The organism is Streptomyces sp. NPDC055103 (assembly GCF_053607625.1).
Genome location: NZ_JBSGTX010000005.1, coordinates 1 through 14,899, shown reverse-complemented (window position 1 = coordinate 14,899; position 14,899 = coordinate 1). Strand labels below are relative to the sequence as shown.

Below are 14,899 nucleotides of genomic sequence, written 5' to 3'. Positions count from 1 at the left end.
AAGTGAAGTGACGTGAAGTGAGGTGACGTGAAGTGACGCGCTCTGAACCGCGGGCTCGAAGGCCCGAAAGACGGGCCGCGGCCCCCCGGCTCCGTCAGGATGGGCCCATGGGATTCCATGTCGATTCCGAGACCGGGCGGCTGCGCCGCGTCATCCTCCACCGCCCCGATCTGGAGCTGAAGAGGCTCACGCCGTCCAACAAGGACGCCCTCCTCTTCGACGACGTGCTCTGGGTGCGCAGGGCCCGCCAGGAGCACGACGGCTTCGCCGACGTGCTGCGCGACCGCGGTGTCGAGGTGCATCTCTTCGGCGACCTGCTGCGGGAGTCCCTGGAGGTGCCCGCCGCCCGCGCGCTGGTCCTGGACCGGGTCTTCGACGAGAAGGAGTACGGTCCGCTGGCCGCCGACCACCTGCGCGCGGCCTTCGACTCGCTGGACGCCGGGGCGCTGGGCGAGGTGCTCGTCGGCGGTATGACGAAGCGGGAGTTCCTGGCGGCGCACCGGGAGCCGACGTCGGTCCGCTTCCACGCCCTCGACCTCGACGACTTCGTCCTCGGGCCGCTGCCGAACCACCTCTTCACCCGGGACACCTCGGCCTGGATCTACGACGGGGTCTCGATCAACGCGATGCGCTGGCCGGCCCGGCAGCGCGAGACGGTGCACTTCGAGGCGATCTACGGGCACCACCCGCTCTTCGCCGGACCGGAGGCGGGCTCCTTCCACCGCTGGTCGGAGGGGCAGCGCGACTACCCGTCGACGATCGAGGGCGGGGACGTCCTCGTCATCGGCAACGGCGCCGTCCTCATCGGGATGAGCGAGCGCACCACCCCGCAGGCGGTGGAGATGCTGGCCCGCGGGCTGTTCGCGGCCGGTTCGGCGCGCACGATCGTCGCGCTGGACATGCCGAAGCGGCGCGCGTTCATGCACCTGGACACGGTGATGACGATGGTGGACCAGGACACGTTCACCCAGTACGCGGGGCTCGGCATGCTCCGCTCGTACACGATCGAGCCGGGCGACGAGGGGCAGTCCCTGCGGGTGACGGACCATCCGCCGGAGCAGATGCACAGCGCCATCGCCGCGGCCCTGGGGCTCCAGGACGTCCGGGTCCTGACGGCGACACAGGACGTGCACGCGGCGGAGCGGGAGCAGTGGGACGACGGGTGCAACGTCCTCGCGGTGGAGCCGGGGGTGGTGGTGGCGTACGAGCGGAACGTCACCACGAACACGCATCTGCGCAAGCAGGGCATCGAGGTGATCGAGATCCCGGGGAGCGAGCTGGGGCGGGGGAGGGGTGGCCCGCGCTGCATGAGCTGCCCGGTGGAGCGCGACGCGATCTGAGCGGGTCCTCCGCGAGGGGGCTGTATATAAATGCTGATGTTCGTATAGACTTCCAGGGTCCGCGACTGTCGTCCCTTCGGCCGTCGTCCCCGCGACCATCGTGCCCTCGGCGCCGTTCCCCCGGCCGCCGTCCCCTCGACCCGTACCCCCAGGAGCGCGTCCCATGGCCACAGACCTCATCGGCCGCCACTTCCTCAAGGAGCTGGACTTCACCGCCGAGGAGTTCCGCGGCCTGATCGCGCTCTCCGCCGAGCTCAAGGCCGCCAAGAAGGCCGGCGCCGAGGTCCAGCGGCTGCGCGGCCGGAACATCGCCCTCATCTTCGAGAAGACCTCCACCCGCACCCGCTGCGCCTTCGAGGTCGCCGCCGCCGACCAGGGCGCCTCCACCACCTACCTGGACCCCTCGGGCTCCCAGATGGGCCACAAGGAGTCGGTCAAGGACACCGCGCGCGTACTCGGCCGGATGTTCGACGGGATCGAGTACCGGGGCGACAGTCAGGCCGCCGTCGAGGAGCTCGCCGCCTTCGCGGGAGTCCCCGTCTTCAACGGCCTCACCGATGACTGGCACCCGACCCAGATGCTCGCCGACGTGCTCACCATGACCGAGCACACCGACAAGCCGATCGACGGGATCGCCTTCGCCTACCTCGGCGACGCCCGCTTCAACATGGGCAACTCCTACCTGGTCACCGGCGCCCTGCTCGGCATGGACGTGCGGATCGTCGCCCCCGAGGCGTACTGGCCGGCCGAGGAGATCGTCGCCGCGGCCCGCAAGCTCGCCGAGACGAGCGGTGCCACGATCACCCTCACCGAGTCCGTGGCGGACGGGGTCCGGGGCGCCGACTTCGTCGCCACCGACGTCTGGGTGTCGATGGGCGAGCCCAAGGAGGTCTGGGACGAGCGGATCGCGGCCCTCTCCCCGTACTCCGTGACCATGGACGTGCTACGCGCCACCGGGAACGCGGACGTCAAGTTCCTGCACTGCCTGCCCGCCTTCCATGATCTGGGCACGGCCGTCGGCCGCGACATCCACGCCCGGCACGGCCTGACCGAGCTGGAGGTCTCCGACGAGGTCTTCGAGTCGGCGCACTCCGTCGTCTTCGACGAGGCCGAGAACCGGATGCACACCATCAAGGCGGTCCTGGTCGCCACCATGGCGGGCCCCGCCGAGGCGCCGACCGCGGGTGCGCAGGCATAGCCTTACGCCCGATTGGGTGAATATGCGTGGTGCGGCTTACGATCGCATCCTTCAGGGGGGTTCGGGTGTACATGCCCGAACCCCCCTCACGCGTGCACCACCAGAGATGAGAAGCCCCGCATGTCCTCGCGGATCAAGTCCCCGCAACAGCTCATCGCCGAGTCCGGCGCCGACCTCGAAGGCCACGGCCTCAAGCGCACCATGGGCCTCTTCCAGCTCGTGTGTTTCGGCGTCGGCGCGATCGTCGGCACCGGCATCTTCGTCGGACTCTCCGACAGCGTGGCGGAGGCGGGGCCCGCGGTCGTCATCTCCTTCGTGCTCGCCGCGATCACCTGCGTCTTCACCGCCTTCTCCTTCGCGGAGCTGGGCAGTGCGATCCCGGTCTCCGGCTCCTCGTACTCCTTCGCCTACGCGAGCCTCGGGGAGCGGACCGCCTTCCTGGTGGGCTGGTGCCTGCTCCTGGAGTACGGCGTCTCCGTCTCGGCGGTCGCGGTCGGCTGGAGCCAGTACCTGAACGAGCTGCTCGACAGCCTCATCGGATGGCAGCTGCCTGCCGCGCTCTCCGCGGGACCCGGTGACGGCGGTGTGGTCAACCTGCCGGCCGTCGTCGTCGTGCTGCTCGCCGCCGGCCTCCTCGTACGAGGGGTCAGGGAGAGCGCGCGGGCGACCGCCGCCATGGCCGTCCTCAAGATCGGCATCCTCGTCGTCTTCTGCGCGATCGGCTTCTCCGCCTTCGAGGACGGCAACCTCTCGCCGTTCACCAACGGCGCCGGCGGCATCACCGCGGGCGCCTCGGTGGCCTTCTTCTCGTACATCGGCTTCGACGCGATCACCACGGCCGGCGAGGAGGTGAAGAACCCGCGCCGGAACATCCCGATCGCGATCCTCATCTGTATCGGGCTCGTCACTCTGCTGTACTGCTCGGTCGCGCTCGCCGCGATCGGGGCCCTCGGCGCCGACGCCGTCGCCGGTCAGCCCGCCGCGCTCTCGCTCGTCGTCGACCAGGTCACCGGCTCCTCGGTCGGCGGCGGGGTCATCGCCTTCGGCGCGGTCGTCGCCATCGCGTCCGTCGTGCTCGCGGTGATGTACGGGCAGACCCGCATCCTGATGTCGATGTCCCGCGACGGCCTGGTGCCCCGCATCTTCGAGCGGGTCTCGCCGCGCTCCGCGACCCCGGTGGCCAACACCTGGATCGTCGCCGGCGTCTTCGCGGTCCCGGCCGCCTTCGCCTCGCTCGACGTGGTCGTCGGCCTGACCACCATCGGCACGCTCGCCGTCATGGCGGTCGTCAATCTCGCGGTGATCGTGCTGCGCCGCCGCGATCCGGCGCTGGAGCGTTCCTTCCGGGTGCCGTTCTTCCCGCTGAGCCCGGTGCTCGGCATCGGCTTCTGCCTCTACCTGATCTGGGGCACGGGCTGGACGACCTGGGTGCAGTTCGCGGTCTTCCTGGTCGTCGGAGCGCTGGTGTACGCGCTCTACGGGCGCCGTCACTCGCGCCTCGGCGCGGCGGCTCCTGTCGCTCAGGCTTCCTGACCGGCTCCTGCCTGTCGCTCAGGGCTCCTGGGCGGCTCCTGCCGCTCGCTCAGAATTCCTGACCGAGCCCTGCGAGTCCTGCCGCCTCTCGGTCAGGGCTCCTGGCGGCGGCGCTGCGCCGGAATCCCGGGGAGCGTGAACCACACCGCCTTGCCGTGCGTGGTCGGGCGGTGTCCGCAGTCGCTGCTGAGCGCGCGGATCAGGAGGAGGCCGCGGCCGTGCTCCTGCCAGGGGTCGACCCCGACGTCGGGGTCGGGGCAGACGAGCTCGCCGGGGCCGGCCGGCTCGGCGTCGTGGACCTCGATCTGACAGCCGCCGGGCGCGGCGAGCAGCTCGACGACCAGCTCGATCGGACCCCGGCCGGCGGTGTGCTCGACGGCGTTGGCGACGAGCTCGGCGGTGAGCAGTTCGGCCGTGTCGCTGTCGGGGAGGTCGGCGGCGGCGGGGCCGATGTCGTTGAGCGCGGTACGGATGAGGGCGCGGGCGATCGGAACGGCGGCGGTCGTGTGGGGCAGCCGGATGTGCCAGGAGACGGCGGAACCGGTGCCGGCGGGGCCGGCCGAGGTGGTGACTCCGGCAGGGTCGGCGTCTTCGGCGGGGTCGGTGGCTCCGGCGGGGCCGGTGGCTCCGGCGGGTCCGATGGGTTCGGCGGGTCCGATGGGTTCGGGCATGGGTGGCAGGGCTCCCTTCACCGAGGGGCGGCAGGTGGGCGAGTGGGGTGGGGGCATCCCGAGACGTCCTGGTTTCAACCTTACGAGCCGCAATATCCCGTTCCCAGGGCACCCCTCCCCGGCCGGTAGGGACTTCGGTCATCTGTCGCGCGGGACGTAGGGGGTCCCGCGCTCACGCCTCCTTTATCGCGTACTCGTGACGACGGTCACAGGAGAGTGATACCCTCCGAGCGGAGGAAGGAGGCCCTTCCGATGAGCCCCTTTACCGGCTCCGCGACCCGTACCGAACGCTGGCGGCACCTGAGCCTGGACATCGACGAGGGTGTCGCCACCGTCACCCTCGCGCGCCCCGCGAAGCTCAACGCCCTCACCTTCGGCGCCTACGCCGACCTGCGCGACCTGCTCGCCGAGCTCTCACGCGAGCGGGCCGTCCGCGCGCTCGTCCTCGGCGGGGAGGGCCGCGGCTTCTGCTCGGGCGGTGACGTCGACGAGATCATCGGCGCCACGCTCTCCCTCGACACCGCTCGGCTCCTCGACTTCAACCGGATGACCGGCCAGGTCGTCCGCGCGCTCCGCGAGTGCCCCTTCCCGGTGGTCGCCGCGCTCCACGGCGTCGCGGCGGGCGCCGGGGCCGTCCTGGCCCTCGCCGCCGACTTCCGGGTCGCCGACCCCACCACCCGCTTCGCCTTCCTCTTCACCCGGGTCGGCCTGTCCGGCGGCGACATGGGCGCGGCCTATCTGCTGCCCCGGGTCGTCGGGCTCGGCCACGCCACCCGGCTCCTCATGCTCGGCGAACCCGTCCTGGCGGCCGAGGCGGAGCGCATCGGCCTGCTGAGCGAGCTGACCGAGGAGGGCGCCGCGGGCACCCGCGCGGCCGCCCTCGCCCGCCGCCTCGCGGACGGCCCCGCGCTCGCCCTCGCCCAGACCAAGGCCCTGCTCTCCGCGGAGCTGGACATGCCGCTCGCCGCCTCGATCGAGTTGGACGCGGCGACCCAGGCCCTGCTGATGCACGGCGAGGACTACGCCGAGTTCCACGCCGCCTTCACGGAGAAGCGCCCGCCGAAATGGCAGGGCCGCTAACCATGGCCGCCAGGACCGGGCTCGACCGGCCCGGGCTCGACCGGCCCGAGGCCGACCGGACCGGGCTCGACCGGCCCGGGCTCGACCGGCCCGAGGCCGACCGGACCGGGCTCGACCGGCCCGAGGCCGACCGGCCCGGGCTCGACCGGACCGGGCCCGACCGGACCGGGCTCGACCGGCCCGGGCTCGACCGGCCCGGGCTCGACCGGCCCGGGCTCGACCGGACCGGGCCCGACCGGACCGGGCTCGACCGGCCCGAGGCCGACCGGACCGAAGCAGTCAGGACCGGGCCCGCCGGGACCGAGAACGTCCGGGCCGAGCCCGCCCGGACCGAAGCAGCCAGGACCGAGCCCGCCCGGACCGAGCCCGCCCGGACCGAGCCCGCCCGGACCGAGAACGTCCGGACCGAGAACGTCCGGGCTGAGCCCGCCCGGACCGTGGCCGCCGCCCAAGCCCCCGGCCATCCCGCGCGCCCCACCCGCATCGCCGTCATCGGCGGCGGCCCCGGGGGTCTCTACGCCGCCGCCCTTCTCAAGCGTCTCGACCCCGCCCGCGAGGTCACCGTCTGGGAGCGGAACGCTCCCTCCGACACCTTCGGCTTCGGCGTCGTCCTCTCCGACGAGACCCTCGGCGGCATCCGGGACGCCGACCCCGCCGTGTACGAGGCGCTCCGCCGGGAGCTCGTGCGCTGGGACGACATCGACGTCGTCCACCGCGGCCACCGCACCACCTCCACCGGCCACGGCTTCGCCGCCCTCGGCCGCCGTCGGCTCCTGGAGCTCCTGCACGCCCGCTGCGCCGAGCTCGGCGTACGGCTCCGCTTCCGCACCGAGGCCCCGCCCGCCGCCGAGCTCGCCGCCGGCCACGACCTGGTCGTCGCCGCCGACGGCGTGCACAGCCGCACCCGCGAGGCCCACGCCGAACACTTCCGTCCCACGATCACCACCCACCGCTGCCGTTACATCTGGCTCGCCGCGGACTTCCCTCTCGACGCCTTCCGCTTCGAGATCGCCGAGACCGAGCACGGCGTGATGCAGCTCCACGCCTACCCCTTCTCCGCGGACGCCTCGACCGTCATCGTCGAGATGCGCGAGGAGGTCTGGCGGGCCGCCGGGTTCGACGAACTCGACGAGGCCGAGTCCACCGCCCGCTGCGCCAAGATCTTCGCCGAGGCGCTCGGCGGCCGGGAGCTGCGCTCCCACCGCTCCGCCTGGACCGCGTTCCGTACCGTCGTCAACGAACGCTGGTCGTACGGCAACACCGTCCTCATCGGCGACGCCGCCCACACCGCGCACTTCTCCATCGGCTCCGGCACCAAACTGGCCGTCGAGGACGCCCTCGCCCTCGCCACGCAGCTCACCGAAGACCGCCCCCTCGCCGAGGCGTTGACCGCCTACGAAGCCGAGCGCCGCCCCGTCGTCGCGTCCACCCAGCGCGCGGCCGCCGCCAGCCTCCGCTGGTTCGAGGAGCTCGCCGGCCATGTCGACCGGCCGCCCCGCCGCTTCGCCTTCGACCTCCTCACCCGCAGCCGCCGCGTCACCCACGCCAACCTGCGGCTGCGCGACCCGGCCTTCACGGCGGCCGTCGAACGCGACTTCGGCTGCCCGCCCGGAACGCCACCCATGTTCACCCCGTTCCGGCTCCGCGGACTGACCCTCCGCAACCGCGTCGTCGTCTCACCCATGGACCTGTACGTCGCCGAGGACGGCGTCCCTGACGACTTCCACCTCGTCCACCTGGGCGCCAGGGCCCTCGGCGGCCCCGGACTCGTCATGACCGAGATGGTGTGCGTGAGCCCCGAAGGCCGCATCACCCCCGGCTGCACCGGCCTCTGGACCGACGAACAGGCCGACGCCTGGGCGCGGATCACCGCCTTCGTCCATGCGCGGGCGCCCGGCACGGCGCTGGGCGTCCAGCTCGGCCACTCCGGCCGCAAGGGCTCGACCCGGCGCATGTGGGAGGGCATCGACCAGCCGCTCCCGGAGGGCAACTGGCCGGTCGTCGCCGCGTCCCCCCTCCCGTACAGGGCGGGTGTCAACCAGACTCCGCGCGCCCTCGACCGTACCGAACTGGTGTCGGTGCGCGAGGAGTTCACCGCAGCGGCCCGCCGAGCCGCCCGCTGCGACTTCGACCTCCTCGAACTCCACTGCGCCCACGGCTACTTGCTGTCCGGCTTCCTGTCCCCGCTCACCAACCACCGCACCGACGCCTACGGCGGCACCCTCGACGGGCGGCTGCGCTTCCCGCTCGAAGTCTTCGACGCCGTACGGGAGGTGTGGCCCGAGGACCGCCCCATGACCGTGCGCGTATCGGCGACCGACTGGGCCGAGGGCGGCACGAGCGCCGAGGACGCCCTCGCGGTCGCCCGCGCCTTCACCGACCACGGCGCCGACGCGATCGACGTCTCCACCGGCCAGGTCGTCCCCGGCGAGCGCCCCGAGTACGGCCGCTCGTACCAGACGCCGTACGCGGACCGGATCCGCAACGCGGTCGGTGTCCCGGTGATCGCGGTCGGCGCGATCTCCTCCTGGGACGACGTCAACTCCCTCCTCCTGGCGGGCCGCGCCGACCTCTGCGCCCTCGCCCGCCCGCACCTCTTCGACCCGCACTGGACCCTCCACGCCGCGGCCGAGCAGGGCTACGAGGGCCCGGCCGCGCCCTGGCCGGCCCCGTACCGCGCGGGCAGCCGCCCGCCCCCGACGGGCCGCCGCGAGTAGAGAGCCCTGGACGCTCGCGTATGCGGGCGCGACGCGGAACCATGTTCTCCACCCCCCGTTCCCCACTTGAATGGGGACATGACACAGGACACGGGTGGGAAGGGCGCCGGCGTCGTCCTCGGCGCGGCGGCGCTGGCGACGGGACTCGTCGCGGGGGTGATGTTCGCGTACGTCAGCTCGGTGATGCCGGCGCTGGCACGCAGTGACGACAAGGTCTTCTTCGAGGTGATGCGGAACATCAACGAGGTCATCCAGAACCCGGTGTTCTTCACCGCGTTCTTCGGGGCGCCGATCCTCGCGGCGGTGGCCGCCTGGCAGCACCGGGCCACCCGGGCGCGGGCCTGGACGCTCGCCGGGTTCGTCCTCTGCGCGGCGGTCTTCCTGGTCACCTCCGCGGGGAACGTGCCCCTCAACGCCGCCCTCGCGGCCGCCGACGACCCGACGGCCGCCCGAGCCGCCTTCGAAGATCCCTGGGTGGCCTGGAACCTGGTCCGCACGATCCTGTCGGTGGCGGGACTCGCCTGCCTGCTCCGGGCGATGACGGGGTGTGACCGAGATACGCGTCAAAGGGGCAACGGGATGATCTTGAAGCCCTGATCTGCTCAGATTTACGTGCGGCGGCGTGCAGCGGGGTCGCGTTCGGCGATGTGCCGGGCGACCGAGTCGACGCCGGGACGGGCGTACCGCTCCAAGGAGCGGACGGATGCGTGGCGGGAGCGGGCCAGCAACATCGGGGTGGAGGTGCCGTCCTCCGCGTCGTGTGTGAGGGCACTGTGACGTAGCCGGTGAAGCGTCCAGCCGTCCAGGTCCTCGATGTCGTCGGGTGAGGCGAGGGGGTTGGCCAGCAGCCGGGTGTTCTCCTCGAAGATCTCCTCAGCGCGGCGGTAGGAGAGCCGGGCCCGGCCGGTCTCCCGGCACACGTCGAGCGTCGGTGTTCCGGCCGGGGCCTTGCGGTCGGTGAGGAACAGCGGGCCGCGGGTGCGGCGGGCGACGAGGCGGGGCAGGAGCTGGGCGGTGCCCGACTGCCAGTGAATCCACTCGGTCGCGCCGCCCTTGGCGGTGATCTTCCCGCGCTTGTCCTGTGGGCAGAGGTCTTCCACGTCGAGGCACAGCACCTCGTCGGCCCGCGCGGCGGACTCGTAGAGCATCTTCCATAGCGCCTTCTCCCGCAGTGCGACGTCGAGGCGCCACAGGGCGGCGATCTGGTTCTCCGCGAGAGCCTTGGTGCGGTCCGGTGGTGCCGGCCGCCGTTCGATGCCGATCGTGGGATCGCCTTCGATCCAGCCCTGGCGCTGCCACCAGCCGATCGCCTTGCGTGCGATGGACAGTTCGCGGTTGACGGTGTCGGCGTCCATCTCGTCCGCCCGCGCCGCCGCCAGCTCGGCCAGCACCTCCGGCAGTGCCGGGTCATCGATCGCGGTGACGGGGAAGACGGGCGGCTTCGCGCCCCGGCGGGCCGGGCCGGTCGGCGCAGGCTCGCCGGCGAGCATCCATCCCCACGTCGTCAGCGAGATCCGGTAGATCCGCGCGGAGGACTTCGCGATGCCCGCGCCGGTGAGGTACCGCTCGACCGCCGCGGTGTACGACGACGGAGCGGCGGACAGGGGCACCACTCGGGCGCTCGGCAGCCGGAGCGCGCCCTCGGTTCCGAGTTCGGTCACTGGTTCGATCGCCATGCCTGCCCCGCCTCTCCGACACTGTCGCAGTAAATGCGTACACCTCGCCTCGGCGACCGGAATGCCCCGCCGCAGGTCGCGAAGATCACCGTAGAGGCTCCGCCGCAGTAAATCCGGCATTTACTGCGGCAGCACTCTGACGGGGCGTCAGGTCTCAGGCCGGGTGCGGGAATCAACGTTTATGGCATATACATTGTGTATGTTGTAAACACATCGAGGGGGAGAGGTCCATGCTGCCCGCAGATCGCGCCAGGCGCCCCAATCGCACGATCGACCTGAGTGCTGTCGCAGACCTCCTGTGGCGCGCCACTCCCGACCATGCCGAGGAACCTCGCCCCCGGCTCAGCGCCAAGCTGATCGTGGGGACAGCCATTGCTCTCGCCGAAGTCGAGGGACTGGACGCACTGTCGATGCAACGCATCGCCTCCGAGCTGGGCTGTACCGCGATGGCGCTCTACCGGCACATCCCGAGCAAGAACCAGCTCCTCGCGGCTATGACCGACGCCGCTACTGGCCGCCCACCCGCACCAGCAGCGGCCAAAGCTTGGCGCTCCGAGGTCGAAGGATGGGTGGACGCGCTGTGGGGCCTCTATCTCCGCCACCCCTGGATCCTGCAGGCGCCCACGCTCAGCGCACCGGTCGGGCCGAACGAACTGGCGTGGTTCGAGGCGCTGCTGAGCCCGCTCCACCGCGCCGGCCTCCGCCGCGGAGAACTCATTCCGCTCGCCACCTTCATCTCCAGTGCTGTACGCGACCTGGCGCGAGTGGCCACCGAACTCGATCCCGCGGGCGCTGCCGTATACGGCCAGGTCCTGGCCGAGCGGCTGGACCCGGAGCAGTTCCCCACCCTGTGCTCACTTACAGGCGGGGACGGGCTCGACGAAGCGGAAGACGGCGATGTCACGCCGATCGTCCACCTCGGTATTCAGCGCCTGCTCGATGGCATCGAGGCCCGAGCCCACTCCAACCCCCTTTCTGCACCAGACAAGGAAGAACGTCATGGATGACATCCGCATACGACAGCTAATGGGCCTGTGCGGCATCACCGCCGGGGTACTGGCTGCGGTCGGCGTCCCGCTCTACTTCGTGTACTCCGGGGCGCCGCCGGCCTCGAACGTGCTCGCCAGGATCTTGCTGAACATCCTGACCTGCGGCGCGCTCCTGGTCTTCCTGACGGGCCTGCGCCATCTGATCCGGGGCGCGGGCGCCGGGTTCGAGTGGCTGGCGAGCCTGGTGTTCGGCTCTGGGCTGGCTTATGTCACCGTCACCCTGGTCGCTGCGTCTATCGAGGCGGGGACCGTCCTGGAGCATCCCGACGGGACCATGGACCCGACCGTCGACGGCACGCTGGCCCACGCGAACATGCTCCTGCACGGGTCGGTGGCCCGGCTCCTGACGGCGGTCCTGCTGATGGCCGCCGGATACGCGATCCTGCGCAGCGGGGTGCTGCCGCGCTGGGCCGGGCGCTTGGCATATGCCGTCTCAGCGGTCAACCTCGCCTTCGTACCATCGCTGTTCTTCGGGACGGACGCGGCCGACTTCTACAGTGCCGTCGGCTGGGGCAATACCGCCATGACCGCGGCGCTGGTTGTCTACTGGGCACTTGCCGTCGGCATCGTGGTCCTGAGGCGCCCCTCCCGGCAGTTCACGCGACTCGCCTGACGGCCGGAGCCTCGGTGTGATCGAGGCAGGTCGGCCACAGCCTCCCTGGGCGCCGTGTCGCCCTCGACGTAGCGCTGTTGCCCATCCCTACGGGCAGCGCACCGGGTCCGGAACAGATCAGCGCCGCCGCCGAGGAGGCGTTCCACCTGCGGTTCTGGCCACTTGTCACCTGGTTCGCGGCTCGTTAACGGCACCCCAAGAGGAAGGCTCGCGGTCGGTCAAGCGGCCTGGCCGAGGCCAGCGGTGGTCAGGCTGTTTTCGACAGGTCGTAAGGGGACCACTCGGGCAGCGAGAACGGGGACCACCGCTCGGGCAGCGAGTTGGGGGAGCCAACCGGTCTGATGGTGTGTGACATGCCGCTTTCGGCGTAATGAGGGTCTTGGGCTGTTTGGCCGGTCGCGCTGTGCGCGTTGATCAAGGTCGTGTCAGGAGACCTGGTGTACAGATCGCGTGAGTGGATCTTTGAGCGGATCCGTCGTGACCGTCGGAGCGATCCGACGGTGTCGCAGCGTACGTTGGCCCAGCGGTACCGGGTCTCGCGCAAGACGGTCGTGAAGGCTTTGATTCATCCGGTGCCGCCGGTGCGGAAGTCACCTCCTCCCCGGGTGAGCGTGCTGGAGCCGGTGAAGGGCTTCATCGACCAGGTGCTCCGGGAGGATGTGCGGGCGCCGAGGAAGCAGCGGCACACGATCGACCGGATTCTTCAGCGGCTTGCGGCGGAGCGGGATTTCGAGGAGGCGTCGTACTCCACGGTCCGTGACTACGTTCGCAGGCGCTGGGTGGAGGTCGAGTTGGAGGCCCGTGAGGGGCGGCGGTTCCTGGAGGGGATGGTGCCCCAGGCCAAGCGGCCGGGCGAGGAGGCCGAGGTCGACTTCGCGGACGTGTGCTGCCGAACAGTCGCTGCTCGGTCCGTTGCCGGCGGACGAGTACGACACGGGCATCGATCTGACGCCGGTGGTGCACCGCAACGGACGGGTCACCGTGCGGCAGAGCTACTACTCGGTGCCTGCTCGGTTCATCGGCGCGAAGGTGCGGGTGAAGCCGAAGGCGAACGAGGTATGGGTCTTCGATGGTCGCGTGGTCGTCGCCCGGCACCCGCGGCTGGCTCGCCGCTACACCGCGCACGACATCCTCGACCACTATCTGGAGATCCTGCTGGTCAAGCCTGGTGCGTTCGCCGGGGCGGCAGCGTTGGCGCAGGCCCGCGCGGAAGGCGGGTTCACCAAGACGCATGAGGCGTTCTGGGCCGCGGCGAAGCGCAAGTGCGGTGACCGCGAGGGCACGCGGATGCTCATCGAGGTGCTGCTGCTGCACCGGACGCTGCCCGCCGACGCGGTCATCGCCGGGATGAGCACGGTGCTGAGGATCGGCGCGGCCAGCACCGACCTGGTGGCGATCGAGGCCCGCAAGGCGATGGAGACGTGCGGGGCCGAGCCGGACGACGACAGCACCGACGACGTGCTCGGCGAGAGGGACGGCGTCAGCGGCACGAAGGGCGGCGAGTCCGAGGACGGGGCGAAGGCGATCTCCCTGCACACCAAGCGGCTGCCGACGGATCTACGGGTCGGGCTTCCGGACATGAGCAAGTACGACCGGCTGCTGAAGCCGGTCGTGACCACGGCGACGAGCGCGGCGGCGACGCCGAAGAAGGGCACCAGCGCATGACTCCCACCATCGAGCAGGCCCCTGCCGACGTTCCGCCCACCAGGATGCCGCTGCCCGGCGATCCCGAGGACGCGGCGATCGACGAGCTCTGCCGGGATCTGAGGCTCCCGGCCCTACGCGAGCGGTTCGTCGAGACCGCCGCGACAGCCCGCCGCGAACAGCTGACCTACAAACAGTTCCTGCTGGACCTGCTGCGGATGGAGCATGGCGACCGGGAGGTGCGTCGCCAGCAGCGGCTGATCAGGGCCGCGCGTTTCCCGCGGCCCAAGCGGCTGGAGGACTTCCGGTTCGACAAGAACCCTCACATCCCGTCCGAGATCATCGGCGAGCTGAAGAACCCGGCATGGGTTCAGGAAGGCCGGCCGCTGGTCCTGATCGGCGACTCGGGCACCGGCAAGTCCCATCTGCTGATCGGGATCGGCACCGCGATCGCCGAGGCCGGGCTGTCGATCCGCTACACCACGACCGCCGCCCTGGTGAACGAGCTCGCCGAGGCCGCGACCGGCAAGCGCCTGTCCGCGGTGATCGCCCGCTACAGCAAAGTCGATCTTCTGTGTCTGGACGAGTTCGGCTACCTCGACCTGGACAAGAAGGGTGCCAAGCTGCTGTTCCAGATCTTCACCGAGCGCGAGGAACGCAAGGCGACCGCGGTCGCGACGAACTCCCCGTTCAACGAGTGGGACTCGATCTTCAACGAGCCCAGGCTCTGCGCGGCCATCGCCGACCGGATCACCTTCCGCTGCACGCTGATCCAGACCGGCACCGAGTCCTACCGGTTCCAGGCCACCGAGGCCGAACGCGGCACCAAGGACGCGACATGACCGGCCCAGAGTGGAGTCACGCGCGCGGCCGGCTGCGACGATGGTGGAACGAGCCAAACATCAGACCAAAGACCGTTGCAGTACTAGTAGTGCTTGGTCAGGTCAGCTGTGGTTGAGCGTGTCCTTCTGGCTCGGTGTTGCGTTGAGAGGGTGTGACTCCGGACGAGATTGCGGCTGTGCGTGGTGAGTTGGAGGACTTCGCGGCGAAGGTTTTCGAGCCGTTCGCGAGGAACGACCAGCGTCGGTGGGGGCAGGTCTACTTGCGGGGCCTGCTCACGGACGGGCAGCGCAAGTCGGTCGAGCCGATGGCCGCCCGGCTGGGTGAGGACGGGAACCGTCAGGCCCTGGCCCACTTCATCACCACCAGTCCGTGGGACCCGGCGCATGTGCGGGCCCGGCTGGCCTGGAGGATGGAGAAGGCGATCCGGCCCACCGTGCTGGTCTTCGATGACACCGGGTTCCTCAAGGACGGCACTGCCTCGGCGTGTGTGTCGCGGCAGTACACCGGCACCGCGGGCAAGGTCACCAACTGCCAG

At 70.9% G+C, this 14,899-nt stretch carries 13 protein-coding genes; 11 read left to right on the top strand and 2 right to left on the bottom strand.

Features of this window, described 5'->3' with window-relative positions; all coding sequences use genetic code 11:
• Positions 1–107 precede the first annotated feature (107 nt).
• The 3 genes from ACWFR1_RS05115 (at position 108) to ACWFR1_RS05105 (ending at position 4,071) form a co-directional block, all read left to right on the top strand.
• Positions 108–1,340, top strand: coding sequence for an arginine deiminase (locus tag ACWFR1_RS05115; RefSeq protein ID WP_453546616.1), 1,233 nt, complete (start codon positions 108–110; stop codon positions 1,338–1,340).
• Positions 1,341–1,503: 163 nt separating this feature from the next.
• The gene (argF, locus tag ACWFR1_RS05110) at positions 1,504–2,538 is read left to right on the top strand and encodes an ornithine carbamoyltransferase (RefSeq protein WP_453546614.1); all 1,035 of its coding nucleotides are present in this window, start codon (positions 1,504–1,506) and stop codon (positions 2,536–2,538) included.
• A 120-nt stretch (positions 2,539–2,658) separates the two neighbouring features.
• Entirely contained in the window at positions 2,659–4,071 is a 1,413-nt protein-coding gene (locus ACWFR1_RS05105) for an amino acid permease (RefSeq protein ID WP_453546612.1), read from the top strand.
• A gap of 92 nt (positions 4,072–4,163) precedes the next feature.
• Here the strand turns inward: ACWFR1_RS05105 and ACWFR1_RS05100 are convergent, their stop codons facing one another.
• A complete protein-coding gene (locus tag ACWFR1_RS05100; protein ID WP_453546610.1) occupies positions 4,164–4,742 on the bottom strand; it encodes an ATP-binding protein in 579 nt (192 codons plus the stop codon).
• A gap of 252 nt (positions 4,743–4,994) precedes the next feature.
• On the opposite strand from ACWFR1_RS05100, the gene ACWFR1_RS05095 reads away from it, so the two are divergent.
• The 3 genes from ACWFR1_RS05095 (at position 4,995) to ACWFR1_RS05085 (ending at position 9,136) form a co-directional block, all read left to right on the top strand.
• Positions 4,995–5,822 carry an enoyl-CoA hydratase family protein gene (locus tag ACWFR1_RS05095; RefSeq protein ID WP_453546607.1) on the top strand — a complete coding sequence of 276 codons (828 nt, stop codon included), beginning with the start codon at positions 4,995–4,997 and terminating at the stop codon, positions 5,820–5,822.
• Between the two features lie 2 nt (positions 5,823–5,824).
• Positions 5,825–8,539, top strand: coding sequence for a bifunctional salicylyl-CoA 5-hydroxylase/oxidoreductase (locus tag ACWFR1_RS05090; protein WP_453546605.1), 2,715 nt, complete (start codon positions 5,825–5,827; stop codon positions 8,537–8,539).
• Positions 8,540–8,617: 78 nt separating this feature from the next.
• Positions 8,618–9,136, top strand: a complete 519-nt coding sequence (locus ACWFR1_RS05085; protein ID WP_453546603.1) for an anthrone oxygenase family protein — start codon at positions 8,618–8,620, stop codon at positions 9,134–9,136.
• 11 nt (positions 9,137–9,147) lie between these two features.
• Here ACWFR1_RS05085 and ACWFR1_RS05080 read toward each other — a convergent pair whose 3' ends face one another.
• A complete protein-coding gene (locus ACWFR1_RS05080) occupies positions 9,148–10,215 on the bottom strand; it encodes a tyrosine-type recombinase/integrase (protein ID WP_453546601.1) in 1,068 nt (355 codons plus the stop codon).
• A gap of 230 nt (positions 10,216–10,445) precedes the next feature.
• On the opposite strand from ACWFR1_RS05080, the gene ACWFR1_RS05075 reads away from it, so the two are divergent.
• The 5 genes from ACWFR1_RS05075 to ACWFR1_RS05055 form a co-directional block, all read left to right on the top strand.
• Positions 10,446–11,222, top strand: coding sequence for a TetR/AcrR family transcriptional regulator (locus ACWFR1_RS05075; RefSeq protein ID WP_453546599.1), 777 nt, complete (start codon positions 10,446–10,448; stop codon positions 11,220–11,222).
• The gene (locus ACWFR1_RS05070; protein ID WP_453546596.1) at positions 11,215–11,877 is read left to right on the top strand and encodes a hypothetical protein; all 663 of its coding nucleotides are present in this window, start codon (positions 11,215–11,217) and stop codon (positions 11,875–11,877) included. The genes ACWFR1_RS05075 and ACWFR1_RS05070 overlap by 8 nt, the downstream gene beginning before the upstream one ends.
• Before the next feature lie 912 nt (positions 11,878–12,789).
• The gene (locus ACWFR1_RS05065; protein ID WP_453546594.1) at positions 12,790–13,542 is read left to right on the top strand and encodes a Mu transposase domain-containing protein; all 753 of its coding nucleotides are present in this window, start codon (positions 12,790–12,792) and stop codon (positions 13,540–13,542) included.
• Positions 13,543–13,586: 44 nt separating this feature from the next.
• Positions 13,587–14,363, top strand: a complete 777-nt coding sequence (gene istB, locus ACWFR1_RS05060; protein ID WP_453546880.1) for an IS21-like element helper ATPase IstB — start codon at positions 13,587–13,589, stop codon at positions 14,361–14,363.
• Between the two features lie 152 nt (positions 14,364–14,515).
• Positions 14,516–14,899, top strand: a 384-nt coding sequence (locus tag ACWFR1_RS05055) for a transposase (RefSeq protein ID WP_453546592.1), incomplete at its 3' end; no start/stop codon positions are given.

Bases quoted from the DNA above. Each gene is read 5' to 3' on its own strand.
- ACWFR1_RS05115 (WP_453546616.1), top strand. From the start codon at position 108: ATGGGATTCCATGTCGATTCCGAGACCGGGCGGCTGCGCCGCGTCATC.
- ACWFR1_RS05100 (WP_453546610.1), bottom strand. From the start codon at position 4,742: ATGCCCGAACCCATCGGACCCGCCGAACCCATCGGACCCGCCGGAGCC.
- ACWFR1_RS05105 (WP_453546612.1), top strand. From the start codon at position 2,659: ATGTCCTCGCGGATCAAGTCCCCGCAACAGCTCATCGCCGAGTCCGGC.
- ACWFR1_RS05070 (WP_453546596.1), top strand. From the start codon at position 11,215: ATGGATGACATCCGCATACGACAGCTAATGGGCCTGTGCGGCATCACC.
- ACWFR1_RS05095 (WP_453546607.1), top strand. From the start codon at position 4,995: ATGAGCCCCTTTACCGGCTCCGCGACCCGTACCGAACGCTGGCGGCAC.
- ACWFR1_RS05090 (WP_453546605.1), top strand. From the start codon at position 5,825: ATGGCCGCCAGGACCGGGCTCGACCGGCCCGGGCTCGACCGGCCCGAG.
- ACWFR1_RS05085 (WP_453546603.1), top strand. From the start codon at position 8,618: ATGACACAGGACACGGGTGGGAAGGGCGCCGGCGTCGTCCTCGGCGCG.
- ACWFR1_RS05080 (WP_453546601.1), bottom strand. From the start codon at position 10,215: ATGGCGATCGAACCAGTGACCGAACTCGGAACCGAGGGCGCGCTCCGG.
- istB (WP_453546880.1), top strand. From the start codon at position 13,587: ATGCCGCTGCCCGGCGATCCCGAGGACGCGGCGATCGACGAGCTCTGC.
- ACWFR1_RS05075 (WP_453546599.1), top strand. From the start codon at position 10,446: ATGCTGCCCGCAGATCGCGCCAGGCGCCCCAATCGCACGATCGACCTG.
- argF (WP_453546614.1), top strand. From the start codon at position 1,504: ATGGCCACAGACCTCATCGGCCGCCACTTCCTCAAGGAGCTGGACTTC.